General features: G+C 63.6%; 15 protein-coding genes. 4 read left to right on the top strand and 11 right to left on the bottom strand.

Features of this window, described 5'->3' with window-relative positions:
- The 3 genes from R2834_24020 to R2834_24010 all read left to right on the top strand — a co-directional run.
- On the top strand, positions 1–852 hold an 852-nt coding region (locus R2834_24020), incomplete at its 5' end, for a cytochrome c peroxidase (GenBank protein ID MEZ4703419.1).
- The gene (locus R2834_24015) at positions 836–1,675 is read left to right on the top strand and encodes a FixH family protein (GenBank protein ID MEZ4703418.1); all 840 of its coding nucleotides are present in this window, start codon (positions 836–838) and stop codon (positions 1,673–1,675) included. The genes R2834_24020 and R2834_24015, both read left to right, overlap by 17 nt.
- An 11-nt stretch (positions 1,676–1,686) precedes the next feature.
- Entirely contained in the window at positions 1,687–3,936 is a 2,250-nt protein-coding gene (locus R2834_24010; protein ID MEZ4703417.1) for a TonB-dependent receptor, read from the top strand.
- A 173-nt stretch (positions 3,937–4,109) separates the two neighbouring features.
- Here R2834_24010 and R2834_24005 read toward each other — a convergent pair whose 3' ends face one another.
- The 11 genes from R2834_24005 to R2834_23955 form a co-directional block, all read right to left on the bottom strand.
- Positions 4,110–5,411, bottom strand: a complete 1,302-nt coding sequence (locus tag R2834_24005; protein ID MEZ4703416.1) for a sialidase family protein — start codon at positions 5,409–5,411, stop codon at positions 4,110–4,112.
- 71 nt (positions 5,412–5,482) lie between these two features.
- A complete protein-coding gene (locus R2834_24000; protein ID MEZ4703415.1) occupies positions 5,483–7,780 on the bottom strand; it encodes a TonB-dependent receptor in 2,298 nt (765 codons plus the stop codon).
- A 198-nt stretch (positions 7,781–7,978) separates the two neighbouring features.
- Positions 7,979–8,365 (bottom strand): hypothetical protein, encoded by a 387-nt coding sequence (locus R2834_23995; protein ID MEZ4703414.1) that lies wholly within the window; start codon positions 8,363–8,365, stop codon positions 7,979–7,981.
- A gap of 136 nt (positions 8,366–8,501) precedes the next feature.
- A complete protein-coding gene (locus R2834_23990; GenBank protein MEZ4703413.1) occupies positions 8,502–9,722 on the bottom strand; it encodes a DUF5777 family beta-barrel protein in 1,221 nt (406 codons plus the stop codon).
- Between the two features lie 37 nt (positions 9,723–9,759).
- The gene (locus R2834_23985) at positions 9,760–10,893 is read right to left on the bottom strand and encodes a molybdopterin-dependent oxidoreductase (GenBank protein ID MEZ4703412.1); all 1,134 of its coding nucleotides are present in this window, start codon (positions 10,891–10,893) and stop codon (positions 9,760–9,762) included.
- Between the two features lie 5 nt (positions 10,894–10,898).
- Complete coding sequence (locus R2834_23980; protein MEZ4703411.1) at positions 10,899–11,759, bottom strand: cytochrome c peroxidase; 861 nt, start codon at positions 11,757–11,759, stop codon at positions 10,899–10,901.
- Between the two features lie 206 nt (positions 11,760–11,965).
- Entirely contained in the window at positions 11,966–12,730 is a 765-nt protein-coding gene (locus R2834_23975) for an MbnP family protein (protein ID MEZ4703410.1), read from the bottom strand.
- A gap of 7 nt (positions 12,731–12,737) precedes the next feature.
- Positions 12,738–13,724 carry a hypothetical protein gene (locus R2834_23970; protein MEZ4703409.1) on the bottom strand — a complete coding sequence of 329 codons (987 nt, stop codon included), beginning with the start codon at positions 13,722–13,724 and terminating at the stop codon, positions 12,738–12,740.
- Between the two features lie 22 nt (positions 13,725–13,746).
- The gene (locus R2834_23965) at positions 13,747–14,208 is read right to left on the bottom strand and encodes a hypothetical protein (protein ID MEZ4703408.1); all 462 of its coding nucleotides are present in this window, start codon (positions 14,206–14,208) and stop codon (positions 13,747–13,749) included.
- Positions 14,209–14,221: 13 nt separating this feature from the next.
- Positions 14,222–15,385 (bottom strand): hypothetical protein, encoded by a 1,164-nt coding sequence (locus R2834_23960; protein MEZ4703407.1) that lies wholly within the window; start codon positions 15,383–15,385, stop codon positions 14,222–14,224.
- 171 nt (positions 15,386–15,556) lie between these two features.
- The gene (locus tag R2834_23955) at positions 15,557–16,741 is read right to left on the bottom strand and encodes a hypothetical protein (protein MEZ4703406.1); all 1,185 of its coding nucleotides are present in this window, start codon (positions 16,739–16,741) and stop codon (positions 15,557–15,559) included.
- Between the two features lie 553 nt (positions 16,742–17,294).
- Here R2834_23955 and R2834_23950 point away from each other — a divergent pair.
- On the top strand, positions 17,295–19,002 hold a 1,708-nt coding region (locus tag R2834_23950), incomplete at its 3' end, for a two-component regulator propeller domain-containing protein (GenBank protein ID MEZ4703405.1).

Below are 19,002 nucleotides of genomic sequence, written 5' to 3'. Positions count from 1 at the left end.
GAGCGGAAAGTCGAACTGGGCAAACGGCTCTTTTTCGACCCGATACTCTCGGCGGACCGGACGATATCGTGCGCAAGCTGCCATGACCCGGAACGTGCATTCGCGGATCCGCGCCCGGTCAGCATTGGGGTGGAGGGCCGTGCCGGCATTCGCAATTCGCCTTCGCTGGTAAACGTGGCCTACGGCCGGCTCTTTTTCTGGGATGGTGGGGCGCTCACGCTGGAAAACCAGGTGCTGGCGCCGCTCGAGGACCATCGAGAGATGGACGCGGATCTGGCCGAAATTCTCCAGCGACTACGCGAGGATCCCGAATACAGCCGACTGTTTAACGCCGTTTTTGATGAAGCGCCCTCGATTCCGACACTGACGCGCGCGATTGCCGCCTACGAGCGCACCCTGCTCAGCGGCGGGTCGCGCTACGATCGGTTTCTCGACGGGCAGGTCTACGCCATGACGGCCCAGGAGAAGGACGGCATGGCGCTTTTCGAGGGGGCTGCCGGTTGCGCGACCTGTCATCGGGGCTTTTTGCTCACGACCGGCGAATTCGTGAACAACGGCCTGGCCTTCGCCGCAGCGGACTCGGGGCGCGCCCGCATCACGCTCGATTCAGGCGACTTCGCTCGCTTCAAGGTTCCGTCGCTTCGCAATGTGGCCCTTACCGCTCCCTACATGCATGACGGACGTCTGGCTACGCTCGAAGACGTCATTGCACACTATGATGCCGGCGGCACGGGTTCGCGAGGACAGCATGAAGCAATACGCCCCCTTCATCTGACTGCCGCGGAGCGGGAGGCGCTGATCGCGTTTCTGATGACATTGACCGATGAGGTCGTCTATGAAGGTATTCCATAGCCTGATATCGGGCCTGCTACTCGGTACGCTGGTGCTGGGTGGCTGCGCACCCGATATCACCGAGACCGATTTTTTTAGCCGGCATCCGGATCCGTCCGAAGCGCAGGAAGATGATCTCCCGCGCCTGCTCGGGCAGCAGACGCTGGAGGGTTGGGACCTCGCTTTGTTGAGCCGAGGCGAGATCCATGCCGGCTACAACCACCTGCTGGTTCGTCTGAACCGGAGCGGTACCGACGAGCACGCGACATCGGCTCGGCTCCAACTCATCCCGACCCGCGAAGAAGACGGCTCAACGATCGCCGCGCCGGTCGAGTCCCCCTTGCCCGTCGAAGCCGACGATAGCGGATATTTCAGCGTCCCGGTGCTCTTCCTGCAGCCGAAAGGGCCGACCTTTACCTGGCAGGTGGCTGTTGTCGCGCAGATGGGTTCGGAGACACGCACAGGACGTTTCGATGTGCCCGTCGTGGACTCCCTCTGGCTACAGGAAGTGGTCTCGCCCGGGCAATTCCCCTATTACGTGGCCTGGGTACAGCCGGGGCGTCCGAAGACGGGGGAGGATACGATAGCCTTCGATCTGTTCGCGCGGACGGAGGACGGCTTTGCGCCCATCGATGACGCCTCGGTGGATCTCTATCCGTATATGGACATGGGCGGTGGCGACGGGCACAGTACACCGTATGCCGCGCCGGCCCATACGGCGAAGGGGCGCTATGAAGGCCGCATCAATTTTATCATGTCTGGGGGATGGGATATGACGGTTTTTGTCGATCGTCCCGGCGAAGCGCGAGACACCGTCCTGTTCCCTCGCTTTATCGTGTATTAACCGGAAACGCCGTGATACGATCTTTTATCTTGCTGTTTTTTACGGCCGTTCTAGGGGTTCGAGGCGTGGACGCGCAGGCGCAGCAAACGCTCGCCGGCATCGTCCTCGATGCCTCGTCCGGCGCCCCCATCGCGCTGGCCAACATCGTTGTGGACAACGGCGCGGTGGGCACGGCGAGCGGAGACGATGGGACGTTCCGAATCCGCCTCGAAGACGGGCACCACGCTCTGCGCATCTCCGCGCTCGGGTTCGAGACGCAGCTTCTTGCCGTGCACATGCCGGCCGCCGCGCACGATTCGCTGCGCATCGCGCTCACGCCGGTGATCGTCCTGTTCCAGGAGGTCATGGTAAGCGGTGTCGCACCCAAATCCGACGAATTAACAGCGCCTGTCGCCTACATCGATGCGACGGAAGATCTGGTGGACCGCATTCCGGGCGCTGATTTTATCCAGCGCGCCAACTTTGCCTGGGAGCCGGTGATTCGCGGCATGAACGGGGGACAGGTGGCGCTGGTGATCGACGGGATCAAGGTAGTCGGTGCATGCATCGACAAGATGGACCCGACGTCGGCGTATGTGGAAGTCGAGAATCTGGAGAAGCTCGAGCTGTCTAAGGGCGGGTTCGATCTATCACAGGGATCGCAAATTGGTGGTACGGTCAACCTGGTCACAGAAAAACCCAGCTTTACACGGCCCTTTTTTGCGGATGCGGAGTTCGGCTACGAATCGGCTGCGGCCCTCCGGCGCGTTCGTTTTGCCGGCGGCGCCTCGCATCGAAAAACCAGTGTGCGCGCCAGTTTCTCGTACAAATCGGCGAACGATTTTTCGCCTGGCGGTCGCGCCCCTGTCGCCAACTCCGGCTTTACCAAGAATAACTACAAGATCGATGTTGCCCAGAAGGTGGGAGCGACCCATCAGTTCACGGCGTCCATGCTGGCCGACAACGCCTGGCATGTCGGCTACCCCGTGCTTCTGATGGACGCCACGCTGGCCGAGGCGCGCATCTACAGCCTTACCCACAACTGGGCGCCGGCTGCTCCGGACGGATATATCCAGTCATGGGAGACGCGTGTCTACTATAACACGGTCGATCACTGGATGGATGACTACCGGCGCGATGTGACGCAGCGTTCCGTGATGCGATCGATGAACATGCCGATGTATGGGTTGACACGCACCGCCGGCGGGATGAGCACCGTCCGTGCCTCGAAGGGCGCCCATCGCGTCGGGCTGACCCTAGATGCGACACAAACGCTCAGTTTTGGAGAGATGTGGATGTTCAGCGTTCTCCCGAACATCCCCGATATGTACCTGCTGAATCTCGGTGATGTACTGATTCGCCAGGCGGCGGCCGCGGTCGATTACAGCGCGACGCCGGCGCCCCGGCTCAAGCTCCGTATGAATGCCCGTTACGATTATTCCTGGCGCGACGTGCAGCGCGAGGAAGCCCGCGCCATCCTGCAGGGTCGCTGGGGCGATCTGCCGCTCGCCCGCTCCTACGCCATTCCTGGCGTCAGCGTGACCCTGGAGTACACGCTGGCCGAGCGGACCTTGCTCCGCCTGGCCGCCGCCAACGTCGCGCGTCTGCCCACGCACGTGGAAAACTACGGACACTACATCTATAATTATGTCGACGGCTATTTCTACACGGGAAACCCGGGCTTGAAGCCAGAGCGCAGTCGGCAGGTCGAACTGGGTTTTGAACGACTGGGCAACCGTTTTGGCCTGCGGCTGAATGCGTTCTACAATTACGTGGACCAGTACATCCTCGGCCACCCCGACACCGGGCTCGTCGGGGGGGGCAACACGTATCGCTTCCGTGTTTTCACCAATATCGAGGGCGCCACGCTTTCCGGGGGAGAGCTAAGCGCCGTACTGGACCTCGGGTATGGGTTCGAATGGACCGGCGCGGCGTCGTATACGCGGGGGTGGAATATCGAGGACGACGAGCCGCTCCCTCTCATCCCGCCGCTGTTCAGCACCTCCAGCGTCACGTACAACCATCGCAAAGGATGGGGCGGAGAGATCGAATTGCGCGCCGCCGCACCGCAAAACAAGGTGGCCCGCAAGGTGGCGGAGGAGGACGGGACAGACGGGTATTTCGTCGTCAATCTCCGAACGCATCTGCCGATTGGGGAGCGAACCGAGATCAAAGCCGGCGTGGAGAATGTGTTCGACTATTACTACCACGAACATTTGAGCTTCGGCAATCTGCCCAATCTCGGCCGAAACGTCTATCTCGCGCTTGGACTAAGATGGTAAATGGCGCGGGCTGAAACGCTTTGGCTGCGTTCAACCCGCGCCATAGGCCCGGCGGTGTCCGAACATGCAGGGTGGGGTTGAGCCCACCTCCTGCCTCCACGCAACGCGGCGCTGAGAACCAGGATCTACATCTGAAGATGGCGCTGTCCGAAGAATAAGCAGACAGCAACCGGTCATTCCCCGGACACGATCGCGACGTCGCTGCCTTCCTGGGCCACCGCGATCCACCCATTCGGGCTCGCCGAAATCGCCGGCAGGGTCGCGGCCTCGAAGCCCGCTTCCAGCGACTCGACGCCGGACGGTGTGGCATATCCGAGGCGGACCGACTGGCTGTGTTTGTCCTCCCAGGCTACGAGCACCGTCGGGAGACCGTTGCCGCTGAGTTTGACCTGCGAGACGCCCACGCCGGTGACCAGCGCCTGGGGTTCGCTGAACGTCGTCCCGTTCTCCGACCGCGCGTAGTAGATGCCGGCGCGCGTCGGTTCGCCGGTATACCAGCCGACATGGTACTGCCCCTGCGCGTCGATCACGAGGGAGGGGCCGGCATGCGGGCAGCCGTCGATCTCCCAGTGGTCGGCATGGATGCGGCTCGGCGCGCTGAAGGTCGCGCCGCCGTCGGTCGAATGCGCGATGGCCATGTCCCGCTCGTTTTCGCCGAAGATGTGGCGCCAGACGATATGCACCGACCCGTCGTTCGCCACGGCCATCGAGGTGCGGCAGCACTGGCACGTTCCGCCGGCCACGACGGTGCCCGCGCTGAAGCTGTCGCCGCCATCCCGCGAGGAAGCTACCCAGAGCTCGGTGCCCGGCAGCTCCGAAGATCCCGCGTGGTGGCTATGCTCGCCCATGCCGGCAGGTCGCACCGGCGTCTCGGCCGCCGCCGTGGCCGCATCGCGCTTGCGCGAGTCGAGCCAGGAGACGTAAACGACCCCGTCGCGCCCCACCGTGATGTCGTGGAAGGTATGGCTCGACGTACGGGCGTCAGCGTCCGAATTTACGGCGCGCTGTTCGTTGAAGGTGCGGCCCTCGTCGGTCGAGCGGGCGAACAGCAGGTTGCTGGCCGGGAATCGCCGGCCCTCGATCGGGATCGCGTTGGTCCAGGCCACATACACATGGCCTTCAGGCCCGACGGCCACCTGGGCCGGCGCCTGGGCATGCGGGCTCGCGTCGCCGGGCACGCTGTTCACGCGGACGGCCTCGGACCACGCCGACGCGCCGGGTTCGCGGCGCGCCAGGTACACATTGGTCTGGTCGCCATCCTTCCGGAAAAACGCCAGATACGCGGCGCCGGTCTCGGGATCGACGGCCGTCGTGGGGGTGAGGGCATCGGTCACGGTCGATGCCGCGCGCAGCACCGGCGCGGACTGGGCATGCGGTTCAGGCGCCGGCGCGCCGGCATCCGGCTCGCAGCCGGCCAGGATCAGGAACGCCAGCGCGGTGCGGGCGGCGAAGGCGGTGAAACGGGTGGTTTGCATGGTGGCTCTTCGAACGGAGTGAGGGACCCGGACCTGCTGGCCCGGGTCCCGATGCGAAAACAGCGGGTTAATCAGCGACGGCCAAACCGGTAGCCGACGCCGAACACGATGTTGCGCGCCGAGCCGGGCGAGTAGCTGTCGCCAAACCGGTTGCGCGCGGCGATGTTGGCGTAGAGTTCGTCGGTCAGGTTCTCGACGTTCGCCCATACTTCGACGCCCTTGATTTCGTAGCCCATCCGGAGGTGCAGCAGGTTGTAGCCGTCGTATTCGAACGTGTTGGCCACATCCATGTAGTAGCGATCGAGGTGCTGCCATTCCAGCGCGATGCGCGATCCCTTGAGGAAGGGCGGACGGAACATGACCTCGGCGTTGGCGATCCAGCCGGGCGCCTGGTTCATCTCGTTGCCGTCATAGATCACGCCGGCCTCTTCGTACCGCAAGAACTCATGCACCGCGTTGGTGCCGCCGATCCGGAAGGACAACGCCTGGATCGGGGAGTAGACCACGGCGTACTCGACGCCGGTGTGGCGCGTCTTGCCGGCGTTCCGGTTTTCCGTCGAGCCGTCGTCGAGGCGGACGGAGATGATCTCGTTACGGCCGTCCATCCGGTACAGGCTGGCGTTGACGTAGAGCTTGCCCTGAAGGAACGCAGCCCAGCCGCCGGCTTCGTACGAGTCGAAGTTGGCCGGCTGGAGCGTGGGTACCTTGACGCCGCGGTAGAGGTCGCCGATTTCAGGGGGGATAAAACCCTGGCTCCAGTTGGCGTACAGCCCGCGGCCCCGGCGGAGGTCGTAGGTCAGGCCGAGTTTCGGACTGAGGCTGTTATAGCCGTTCTTCTCGTCGGGAGCGCCCGAAAAGGCCGAAGCGGTCAGGTGGTTGTCGTAATTATAGTCGATCCGGTCGTACCGCAGGGACGCCACCAGGCGCAGCCGGTCGATCGGCACGATCTCGAACTGGGCGTAGGCGGCCGTGTTCAGGAGGTCGACATCGTAGTTCGTCAGCGTCGAATCAAGCTGCGTAAAGCCGATGTACTGCCCGTCGGCATTGCGCTGGATCTCCAGGAAATCGGCGTAATAGGAGTTGGGGCTGAAGTCGGCGCTGAGGCCGGCGGTGAGCACGGCGTCCATCGTCCCGAAATATGCCTTGTGCTGGAGGTTGGCGAGGTAGCTGGTGAACGAGTTGTCGTTGATCTCGCCCGTCGCGCGGAGCGGGTTCGTACGATCGTCGCGTACGCGGTAGGACGGCAGCTGGCCGATGGAGTTCTGCCGGAAGCCGACGGTGAGATCGCTGGTGTTCAGATCGTTCCAGTTCTGCGTGACGGTCGAGCGGACGCGCGTGGCGTCGACGGTGCGGTAGGTGAACGTCTGGAGGCTCGAATAGCCGCGGCCGTAGAAATTCAGGCTGTCCAGGTCGCCGCGCATGTCGGTGTCCAGATGGTTGGTGGACAGCGTAGTGACCCACTTGGTACGCTCGGCGAGGGCGTAATCCGCACGGAACGTGAGGGAAAGCTTGTCGAAGTCGGTATGATCCGCCCAGCTATCGCGCTGGCGGGCCACATAGCCGCCGGCGTAGATGCCGAGCTTGCCAAACGTCGTGCTGGCGTTGAAGTCGCTGCGGCGGTACCCGTAGTTGTCCACCCGCGCGTTGAAGTAGCCGGAAAACACGTCGGTCGGCTCGGGGGTGATGAAGTTGATCGCGCCGCCGACGGCGTTGCTGCCGTAGAGGGCGGAGGAGGGACCGCGAATGACCTCGACCCGCTCGATGCCGGCCATGTTGATTTCAATCAGTGCATTATGGTTGAACACCCCGGTCGGGCGAATCGGGAGCCCGTCTTCCAGGTAGACGAACAGCGCCTTGTACTGGAGCGGCTGCCGGATGCTCATGGTATGCTGCTCGTTGCCGAGGTTGGTCATGTGCACCCCGGGGATCTGGTTGAGCGCCTGGTAGAGCATCGTGGGCTTCGTTTCCTGGAGCTTGCTCGCGGAGAGCGCGTCGATGGCGATCGGGGCGTCGGTGCGGGCCTGGACGCCGCGGCCGGCGGAAACGATCACGGGCTGGAGGTCGACGGTCGTCGGCTCGAGCGCGACGCGCAGCTCCGTTTCGGCGCCGAGTTCGATCGTCTGGGCCTTGTAGCCCAGATAGGAAAACGTGAGGCTGGTCAGGTTGACGGTCGACCGGACGGTGAAGCGGCCGTCCGAGTCCGTGGTCGCGCCAAGGGTCGTGCCGGTGGCGAACACGTTGACGCCAGGCAGGGCTTCCTGGGTGGCGGCGTCCACGACGATGCCGGTAATCTGGTGCTGGGCCTGCGCGGGCGACGCGCCGATCAGGGCCAGAAGCGCGGCGAATAAAAGGCTCTTATAGCGATTCATAGGATAGATAGGATGCGGGCTGCCTGGCGCGCTCATTGCGTCTGCCATGCAGTTGCCTGTTAGGTAGATGGGGTCCACAACGCCGTAAGGACGGCAAACGGCCTGCAGCCATGCGTGGAACGTGCGCCGCCACGAGAGGGCGGTTGGGACCTCGAAGAATCGATCAGGAAAGAAGGGAGGAGGCGGTGGGGTGCGGCCTCAGGCGGCGGGCGGGCCTCGGAGATGGGCCGTCGATGGGGCGACGGGCAGCGGTTGATCCGCGGGATACGCGTTATGATGCGTGCCGCGATCCGGCGCGATAAGCAACGAAGGCTGCCCCGCGTCGATCGCCGCGAAGGTGGCGAAGAGGCTCCAGTAATCGCAAACCAGGACCTCCGTTTTGCCGGAAACCGAAGGGGCGTCCGGCAGGGACGCCGGCATGTCCGTCGCGTGGCGCATCCCCGCATGGTGCGAGGCGGCCATTCCTGCCGGCGCGTACGCATCGCCCAGCGCCATGTAGGCGTAGTGCGACAACGGCGCAACGATCATCCCGGCGAGAAACGTCGCCAGGATAAGGGTTGCGCGTATGGAGCGTGCGGTAGGCATGGCAAAAGATAAGGGACGTTGCGTGTTCTACGCCAACTTCCGGTTGAGTTTCACGAAACCCGCTTTTACGGGATGTACGCGAGGATCGTCAGATGACCAGCGGGGAGGGGCGTATGCCGCCTCCCCGCCGAAGCGTTCAGGGTGTGAGGATGCGGAAAATATTGAATCCAAGCCGGATATCGCCATTTTCGATACCGAGGTCGCCGCCCCGCAGGTACTGGTCGGTCGTCAGGCCGACCGCATTGGCGACGACGATCTGGAAGACGTGGCCGGCAGTGCTGATTTCCAGTCCGCCGCCCCAGCTGTCGTACCGGATGTCGTTGCCGAAGATGAGCGAACGGTTGTAGCCGGAGACGATCGGCACCCACTCGCCGATGATGGAAAGCTTGGGCGCGAAACGCCACCGGGCGCCGAGACCCACGGTCACGAGCAGGGGCTCGTCGGTCTCGATCTCATTCTGGTTCACGAGCACGCCGGGCACGACGGCCAGTCCGATCCGGTCCATGATGGAGCGCGTGAGGCTCAGCTGCGCGGTGAACTTGAGCCGTTCGGCCTCGAAGCTCGATTCGCCTTCGTTGGTCTGCGTGATCCAGTTGGCGGTCGTTTGCAGGCTGGCGCCGATGGGCCAGTTGCGTGCACCGCCCTGGCGCATGAGCCCGTAGCGAGCCGACAGCTCGACATCGTCGGCGGAGTTGCTGCGCGCCAGCGCGACGAGGAGGTTGTCGGTGATCGCGTAACCGAGGCTCAGGTAGATGATGGCGCTGCCGTCGAGGCCGAAGAAGGCGCTGTAGCCGTCGCTGATGCGCGGGTTGAAGCGGTGCCCGATCATGAACAGCATGTTGCCGGCGTTGAGCGTGCGGCTCGTCGGCAGGTTCATCACCTTCCAGCCGTAAAAGGGATACGGTTCGGCGGCCGGCGCGGCGGCTTTGCGGCTTTCGTCCACGCCGCCCATGCCCGCGATCCACTGTTCGATAAGCCCGATTTCATCGGGCGTGAGCTTGTCGCCCGTGAACGGCATCTGCATCCCCACGATGCCCGGCTCGCCCTTCAATTTCATGATGATGTAGCTCTGATCCGGCCGGCCCGGCTCCACCCGCTTGATCTGCGGGTTCTCCGTGCTGGCCTCGCCGACGAGCGCGGCATAATGCTGGTCCCGGCTGAGGTCCAGATTCATCATCGGGACCGGTCCGGCGTGGCATCCGGCGCGGGCGCAGCTTCGCTCGAAAAGGTCGGCGACCTGGGCGTCCAGGTCGGTGGTCGATTGGGCCTGGAGCGGCCGGCCGCTCGCCAGCGCGAGCAGGGTCACCGCCAGTACTACGCCGGCGTTGCGCAGGGATACTCCTCGTAATGCACGCATTCCTTTTTGTGTTTTTATCGTGGATACATCATGTGATTCATGAACTACTTTCTACCGTGACATTAAATTCGAAAGCCGGATTCTGACCGTCGGTGGGGTCGTCGTCGGAGGGCGGTTGTTCGTTGCCGGCGGCGTCGTGGGCCTGCACGCGGATGAGATGCTGCCCCGGCGTGGCGTCCCACTGGTATTCCCAGAGCGTCCAGACGCCCCGGTACGGGTAGGGGAATCGATCCGTCTGGGTGAGCTGGAACGCGCCGCGGATGTCGGGCGCGGACGCGAGCAGTTCGTTCAGACTCAGGATGCGGGCCTGCACCATCTCGCCGCCGTCGATCGTGAGGCGGACCTGGTCGATGCTGCCGTGGCCGCTGAGCGCGAAGCCGGCGATGCGCGCCGGCCCTGCGGGGATCCGCGCCCCGCGCAGGATGCTGGTCGTCTTGCAGGAGACATCGATCCGCCCGTCGTCGGTGTAGCCGAGCACCTCCTGATAGGTGCCGAACGGGTCGTCGTTTTCGGTGACCTCCACGCGGGTGAGCCACTTGACGCTTTTGTAGCCGTAATAACCCGGGACGAGCAGACGAATCGGGGCGCCGTGCGACGACGGCACTGCAATGCCGTTCATCTCATACACCAGCAGGGGCTCCACGAGGTCGCTCTCGGCATCCCCGAAAACCCGCTCGATCGGCAGGTTGTTGGTAAATCCGTCGGCCCCGTAAAAGCGCAGCCGGCGCGCGCGCGTCAGGTCGACGCCCGCCGCGTCCAGGAAGCGGCGCAGGGGGATGCCTTTCCAGGTGGCCGTGCCCACGAGGCCCTGGCCGGCGTTGTTGTCCAGGATGCACCGCAGCGTGGACAGGATGGTGACTTCATGCTCGGCCTCGGCGAAGATATCGGCGATGCGGAGCGTCCGCGGGGAGGCGACGGCGCCGTCGATCGACAGCGACCATTCGCTCTGGGGAATCTGCTGGATGCCCGGCCAGTCCTTGACGCCGCCATCCGCCCCAAATTGCTTGAAAAAGGTCTCGTTGGGCGTGATGAACGGCAGGAAGTCGATCCCCCCGGTGACGGGTTCGACGCCGAAGCTTTCGCAACCGACGAGCGCCGTCAGGGACACGCCGGCGACGAGGCCGCCGGTCCTGCGCAGGAAAGCGCGTCGTGTGAGTGGGTCGAATGGCATGATGATCAGGGGGATAGGAAGTCGTCGTCGGTCAGCGTATGCAAAAAGGCGACGAGCGCCGCCTGCTCCTCGTCGCTCAGCGGCTCCCGCCGGGTGCGGCCGAGGAGCGGGTCGAGGGTGGCCGATGGCTGGACTTCCGCATTGTAAAAGGTGACGACGTCTTCGAGTGTCTCGAACCGGCCGTCGTGCATGTAGGGCGCCGTGACTGCCACGTTGCGCAGCGAGGGCGTCTTGAATTTGGCGAGGTCGAACGAGGCGCCGGTGATGCCGGCGAGCCCGGAGTCGGCCGGCACGGCGTCGAGTCCGTTATTGTGGTATCGGTTGTCGGTGAAGAGCGCGGTGCCGTGGCAGTGGAAGCAGTCCCCGCGCTCGCCGAAGAAGATGGTGCGCCCCAGCTCTTCCTGGGCGGTCAGGGTCTCCTCGCCCGCCTTGAACCGGTCGTAGCGCGCGTTGGCCGAGATCAGCGTCCGCTCGTACTGGGCGATGGCCTTGACGACGAGTTCCGGCGTGATGGCGGACGTTTCGAAGGCCTCGTCAAACAGCCGCGGGTAGTCCGGATGCCGCTGGAGCTTTTCGACGACGTGCGGCCACGACTCGCCCATCTCAACAGGGTTCTCGACAGGGCCCAGCGCCTGCTCTTCGACGCTGCCGGCGCGGCCGTCCCAGAACAGCGTCGGCATCCACGCCACATTGACGACAGCCATGGAGTTGCGCCCCGTCTTGCCGGCCACGCCGTCGCTGAACGCTTTCGGGTCGCTGAAACTGAAGGCGGGGTCGTGGCACGAACCGCAGGCGACCGTGCTGTCGATCGAGAGGATCGGATCGAAAAACAACCGCTCGCCGAGCGCCACGCCTTCCCGCGTCATGGGGTTGTCGGCGGGAAGGGTGGCCTCGGGAAAGGATGCAGGGATATCGAGGGCGTACGGTGTTGGAGAATCCGGACCACCCAAGATCTCACATCCCGCCAGAGACAGGATGGCCATCAACCCTATGTGCGCTGTCCTTCTCACGCTCAGATCACCTGGAACCTGGAACTTGCAACCTGTACCTATTGCCGCCAGCGGCGGCGATGCTAGAAATGCACATCGCCGAGCGTAAAGACCGTGGAGCCGTTGGCCTGCACGAGCGACTGCGCCGCGGGGTTGCCCATGATCATCCCGAAGTCGTCGAAATTCCAGGTGTTCGGGCCGGTCAGCCACTGGTCGACGTTCATGTTGACGTGCATGTGGACATCCGCCCCGCTTTCGACATCCATGGCGAGCGGCAGGGACACGTCGAACGAGTAGTCGCCGCCGCCGGACGGGCCGGCGTGAATCCGGAAGGTCTGGCCCTGATCCCCATAGGCGCCTTCGAAGCGCATGTAGTGGTATCGATCCGTCACGCCGTCGCCCATCGGCATCATCATCGGCCACATCATGTTCGCGAACTCGGTCGTGTTGGGCAGCATGCCGAACGTATTTTCGTCTTCTTTCACGCCGAACGTGAACGTGAGCGCCGTGTAGGCGCCGGCCGGGATCTCGATTTCGTGCAGCTCGTGGGTGGCGGCGTCGGCTTCGTTGCAGTAATGGGCGGCCTCGAGGTCGACCACCGTGCCGTCCGCCTGGTGGAGGGCGATGTCGGTGACGATGTACTCGAGGAGCGAGACGCTGAAGGGCTGGCCGGCGGCGTTCGTGTAGCTGCCGGTGTTGAGCGCGAGGTTGCGACCGCCGACCACGTTATCGATGTGGAACGCGATCGTCGCCACTTCCGGCTCCTCGTCGTTTTTGAAGAGGTCGCAGCCTGAGGCGAGCAGCATCGCCGCGATAAGCAGGGGGCTTCCGTAGCGCAGTGTTTTCATGACAGGGTTACTTTTTGCTTGCAGTGAAACGGTAGTCGAAACCCAGGAAGAGGTCCCGCGAGTCGATGGTGTTCTGTCCGTACGGCGTCCGGTAGTACTGGGCGCTGACGCCGAGGGGAGCGAGGAAGGGGACGTTCAGGAGGCGAAACGGATAGATGCCGAAGCCCGCACCGATTTTGAGGGCCCGCTGATGCGTGGGGATCGGGTTGAGGGCGGAGAACCCGACGGTCGGGGCGTCGATGGACCAGATTGCGCCGGCCAGCGCCTGGATCAGCAGCGCGCCGCGCAAGGGGGTGAAACCGATCTCGCCGGAGTATAGCATCTCGCTGCCGTAGGTCGGCTTGCGGTCGGCGATGCAGTCGATGTCGTTTCCCGGCTGGCATACCGTCACGCCGGAGAGGCTGAAGATCGACGAGCGGTAGCGCACGCCGGCGCCAACCTGTGCATAGCCCGGGAAGGGCCACATGCTGATCCCGTAGCTGAGGGCGAGCTGGCCGTCCATCTGGCCGGCCCCGACGCTCGGGGCGTAGTTGCGCGTGTAGCCCGTCGGGAGCCCCAGGGTGCCGGTGATGGAGAGCGCGTGCGCCGACGGGCCGATGCCGAGCAGCGGGAGCAGCCCCACGCGAAGCCCGACCTGGGCGGTGCCGAACGCGAACACGCGAAAGCGAAATGCGTGGTCGCGCACGAAAATGCGTTTGTAGGGGACGTTCAGGACCAGCGTCGCGTTCTTAAACAGCCCGATCTCGCTGTACAGGTACAGACTCCGGTCCTTGAACGTATCGCCGGGGAGGCCGTCGATAAAATCCGTCCGGCGGCCGTCGAACGTGTACTGGAAGCCGGCCGTGCTCATCCCGTAGGAGAGCTTCGTGTATGACGCCCCCCGGGGCATCGTCCAGGCCTGCGCCGCGGCTCCTCGGGGGCTCAGGGCAATCCCGAGGAGCCCTACGGCGACGAATAAGCCGGCGAGCGCGAAGCGATGTGCAGACGCTTTCATGGCGTTGCCCGATCGATCGCGATCAATTGTCCCGGGCGCCTTCGATGATCCACTGGCGGATCGTCTCAAGCTGGGTCGGGTCGATCGGGCCGCCGCCGAACGGCATGCGTTCGCCGATGATGCCGGCGGCGCCTTCGAGTTTCTTGATGAGGTAGCTCTCTTCCGGCTTGCCGCGGGTCACGTTGCACTCCTCGAGCTGCAACGCTTCGTTGCCGGGCCCGAGGATATCGGTGGCGGTCTTCACCGAGAAGTTCGACGGGGGCTTCTCGCCGCCATGGCAAAAGATCGAACTGCAGGCGTTCGCGGCCAGGATCGGCTTGATGTCGTTATTGAACGATACCGTCGCGGCCGGATAATCGCTGGCGACGAACGGAGTGTTGCAATCGAGTTCGTCGCCGTTATCCGCGTCGACATGTTCGCAACCAACAGACAGGACGGCCACGGCCGCGAGAAGGATCAACTGACGAAAAGGAGAGCGTTTCATAGGTTAGTGTCGTTTATCGATCTTTGATACGTTTGATCAGATGGTTATGGGTATCCGCTATATAGAGCGTGAAGGTAGTTTCATCGTAATAAATGCCCATCGGGGTGTCGAGCTGGGCCTGGGGCCCGGGCGTGCCATCGGCAGACGTGCCGGGTTCGCCGGTGCCGACCAGCGTGGTGATAAAGCCGAAAGGATCCACCTTGCGGATGACATGGTTGCCGGAATCGGCGATGTAGATGTGGTGGTCCTCGCGGAAGATCACGTCGGTCGGTCGGTTCAATTTGGCCTTTCGTGCATCGCCGCCGTCGCCGGCATACCCGGGCGTACCGTCGCCGGCGACCGTGGTCACCTCGCCTGTGAAAAAGTTGATGCGCCGGATCCGGTTGTTTTCCGTATCGGCGATATACATCGCCCAGTCATGGGTATTCATCGACAATTTTCCGCCGGGCACGAGTCCCTCGCCCTCTGAAAAGCGAAAAAGGGCGCCTTCTTTCACGCCGTCGTGATACCCGGCTTCGGTGCCTGAAAAGGTTGAAATGACGCCGTCGACGTCGATCCGGCGGATGCGCTGGTTGCCCTGGTCGGAGATGTACATGTCTCCGTTCGGGTCGAAAATGAAGCTGCTGGGGAGGTTCAGGTGCGCGAGGCCGGCCGGACCTCCGTCGCCGCCCAGTCCAACGGTCGTTCCGTACGAATCGGTCGTCTGAAGCGTGATCGCATTTACGACCTTGATCTTGCAGTTCTGCCAGTCCGTAAGGAAGAAGTCGCCGCGCGGGCTGATGATGAGATCGGTGGGTTCGTACAGGGTCAGGCTGCCGGCGTCGCCGGTGGTGGCATCGCCCTGTTCGCCGGTGCCGATGAAGGCGTGGATGCTGCCGTCTGGCGTGATGCGCCGGACGGCGTTGTTCTTCCAGTCGAGCACATAAATTTCGCCGGTCTGGGCCAACGTGAGCGGCGCCATGGCGATGTCGACGGGATAATTGAGCCGGGCGGAGAGGGCGGGGCCGCCGTTACCTTCGAAGCCGGCCTCGCCGGCCACCCCGGCAACGGTGCATACGAGGCCCAATTCCTTGCAGGCGTCGGGGCGCTCCGACGGGCCTTCCACGTGTTCGTTAAATTCGGAAAAATCGGGGTTGAAGTCGCACGCGCTCACAAAAAGCAAAAGCGCTGCAGCCAACGACCGGGTTATCGTCGACAGTCGGACAGGAACGGTGAATCCGCGCATCGCGATGGGTGTGGAACGGGTTTGGGTAATCTCGATCGGGGCGGGGGAGTAGCAGCAAGGCCGGAGTCACGAGGCGAAACGGGGCCCGCAACTCCGGCCTGTGCCGGATGATCTCAGGCGTCTTTAGTTGTGGTCCAACTCGACGCGTTTGATCTGCTGGTTGAAGGTATCGGCGATGTAGAGGGTGTGGTTGCCCTCGTCATACGTGATACCAAACGGGCGATTCAGCTTTGCTTGCAGCGCAGGCGTGGCATCGTCGGAGAAGCCGGCTTCGCCCGTGCCGACTACCGTGGAGATGTTGCCCGCGACATCGATTTTGCGGATCACATGGTTTTCGGTGTCCGCGAAGTAGATATCCTGGTCGTGCGAAACGTACACGTCCGTCGGACCGTTGAGCGTCGCGCTCACCGCGGAGCCGCCGTCACCAGAGTAGCCGGCAGCGCCCGTACCCGCGATCGTCGTGACCATACGCGTCGCGATGTCGATCTTGCGGATGCGGTTGTTCTTCGTGTCCGCCAGGTAGATGGCCGTCCGATCGTCGTTGATCGCGATCTTGCCACCCGGCGTGGCGTCGGGGCCGAACGGCAGCGAGAAGCTGGCTTCGGAGCCCACGCCGTCCGCGAACGCGCGCTGGCCGCTACCGACGAACGTGTCGATCATGCCGTCCGGCGTGACGATGCGAATACGCGCATTGCCCTGGTCGGCGATGTACATGTTGCCGTCGAAGTCGAACACAACGGCCGCAGGCAGGTCCATCCTGGCCATCTGGGCCGGGCCGCCGTCGCCTTCGTAGCCCTGTAGCGTACCCACCGGAGCCGACGTCTGCATCGTGGTCTTGTCGATCAGCTTGATCTTCCAGTTGTGCCACGAAGCGAGGTAGTAGTCGCCGTCCGGCCCGATGGTGAGGTTCGACGGATGGTTCAGGTGCAGCTGGTCAGCCGGCCCGGTGCTCTCGTCGCCCAGGGTGCTGATGCCGATGAAGCGGCTGGTTGTGCCGTCCGCCGCGATCTTGCGCACGACGTGGTTGTTCCAGTCGACGATGAATACTTCGCCGGCCGTGCCGAGGGTAACGTCGACGGGCCAGTAGTGGCGCATGTCGAACGGGGTAAGGCCGTCCTTGCCGTAGCCCGCTTCGCCCTGCGCGCCGGAGACGTTGCACAGAATGCCTTCGCCGCCGCACGCTTCAGGTTCGGGTTCGGTGCTGGCGCTGTCGCATCCCATCGCGGCAAAACCCAGCCCGAGAGCCAGTGCCAGGGACGTAAGGCCTTTCGAGCCTCCAAGCGCCTTGAAGACGCGATTTGTAGTCATTTCAGTATACCTCCAGAGTGTACGTAGAAATGGTTCATGTGTGGAAACAAAACGTGATAGCTAGCCGAGGGGAGCGCAATGGTGACGCTCGAAAGAAACGGATTTGCGCATGCCGGCCACAATCGCATGAATGTGTGGCGCGACATGGATAACGTGTGGCTGAAGTGCGAGGATGGGCCCGGGCTTGTTATGATAAGTGGCTTCTAACGGGCTTTCAGGGCCTGAATCATGTGTGGCGCACCCTCACATGAATATGCAGGTATCGCCAAAGGCGCATGCTTGAGGAGTCAATTTGACCCGTATCATGGGTCGGTTGCGTCCTACCTTCATACCCTAGTCCTGCCTCGCCTCTCCTGCTTCGGACGTGTCGGCTTAAACAGGCCGGCGTCGCAACCGATACTGACAGGATACGCCTTGTTTGATTCGTGGCGTGGGCGGAACGCGCATAAGCCCCTCCCTTCTACGAATACCCCTCGCTTTTTTTAACGGCAGAGCAGCCGCGCAACTCCTGTGCGTCCCCGCGTCGTTGCTGACACCGTTACAGAAACAGGCGATGAATACGTTGACCCACAGTCCATCTCTTCGTTTTTTCTGTTGCGTGCTCCTGGGCATGGCCCTGCATGCCGGCGACGCCTCGGCAGATGGCGGCCGCATACCGTTCCGGCATTATTCGATCCCGGAGGGGCTGCCCCACGAAAACGTCAAAACCCTCGCGCAAACCGTCGATGGCCGGCTCTGGATCGGCACGTCGGCCGGTCTGAGTGTATTTAACGGGATCACGTTCGACGACGTGGTTTTCGAGGGGCTTTCGTCGGCGGCGTCGGTCTACGAGATCGAGGCGCTGCCCGATGGCAGCCTCTGGGTAGCAACCGAGTCTCGCGGCGTCTGGCTTGTGCAGGGCGATCAGGCGGTGCAGCCCTTTCCGGCGCTGGCCGGCGAACACATCCACCGCTTTGTCGCCTGGCAGGATACGCTGTACATGTTCGGGACGGAAAAGGTCTGGAAGCTGGACATGGGCACGCAGCAGCTCACCAACGCCCGCTACCGCTATGCGATCGGCACGCCTGAAGGCTCGGGCATCGTCAGCGCGGATATCGCCTCCGACGGGACGGTATGGGTCCTGGACGGCCGGCTGGGCCCGGGGCGCGTCACGGCAGACGGCACCGTGCAGTTCCATGCGGATCTCGCACGGATGGAGGTCCGCTCATGGCGGTTCCTGCGGTTCGATATGTACGGCACCGGCTGGGTGACGCATCAGCGCGAGGGATTGTATCGCCTGGCGGCAGACGGCACCCTCGAACTGGTGTTGCAAGCCAACGGCGCCGAGCACATCTGCGTCACACCGGATCGCATCGCGGTGGCGTCGGGCCGGCTGGGCGGGCTGATGTGGGATCTCCAGAAACAGGCGCCGCTCGCGCCGCTGAACGAGCAGAGCGGCATGCCCACGAACCGGATCAACTGCCTCTTCCGCGATAAGGAAGGCAACACGTGGATCGGGACGCAGGATGGCCTGATACAGCTGGTCAACCCGGGCGTCGAGCACGTGATGGAGTCGGCCGGCCAGCCACTCGTCGAACTGCAGGGCGTCTCGACCGCGGCAGACGGCTCGATCTGGACGCTTTCGCGTTCGGAAGGCCTCGTCCGCGTCGCACCTCGCCCGGCGACCTTTCAGCCTGGTGATGACGCCCGGTGGACGGCCCTCATCAACGGCCAGGACGACGCACTTTACGCCATCGAACGGCGCGCCTGGTACAAATATGCGGCGGATGCCGCCTGGCAGCGCGTCGGAGCGCTCGACAATGCGGTGAGCGGCGTTGTAGACGCGAACGGCGTCGGTTTCTTCAAGCGCGTGGACGGGCTCTACCGCTACGAGGCCGATGGGGAAGAGGATATGCTGCTCGGCTGGATGCCGGGCGAAGGCGTGTACTACGAGCCGGCCCTGACGCCGGACGGTCGCCTGATCGTGTGGGAGAACGGCCGGCTCATCGATATCGACAAACAGCGTTCCCCCGACACCGGCATCCGTGCGATGCAGGTACTCGCGGAATACCCCGCCCTCCGCGGCGTAGGGGTTCGGGCCCTGACCATGGACTCCGATCGGCGCATCTGGGTCTCGCTCCAGGGGCGCGGGCTCTTCTGCATTCAGGATGGAAACGTGCTTTTCCTGCTGCCCGACCTCGAAATCGACCGCCTCACGCAGCTGAATGACAGCCTGATGGCCGTCGAGGCGCATGACGGACTCCATGCGTACACCTTCCGGC

It is taken from the genome of Rhodothermales bacterium, from assembly GCA_041391505.1.
Taxonomy (GTDB): Bacteria; Bacteroidota; Rhodothermia; order Rhodothermales; family JAHQVL01; genus JAWKNW01.
This window is presented reverse-complemented; position numbering and strand designations above follow the sequence as displayed.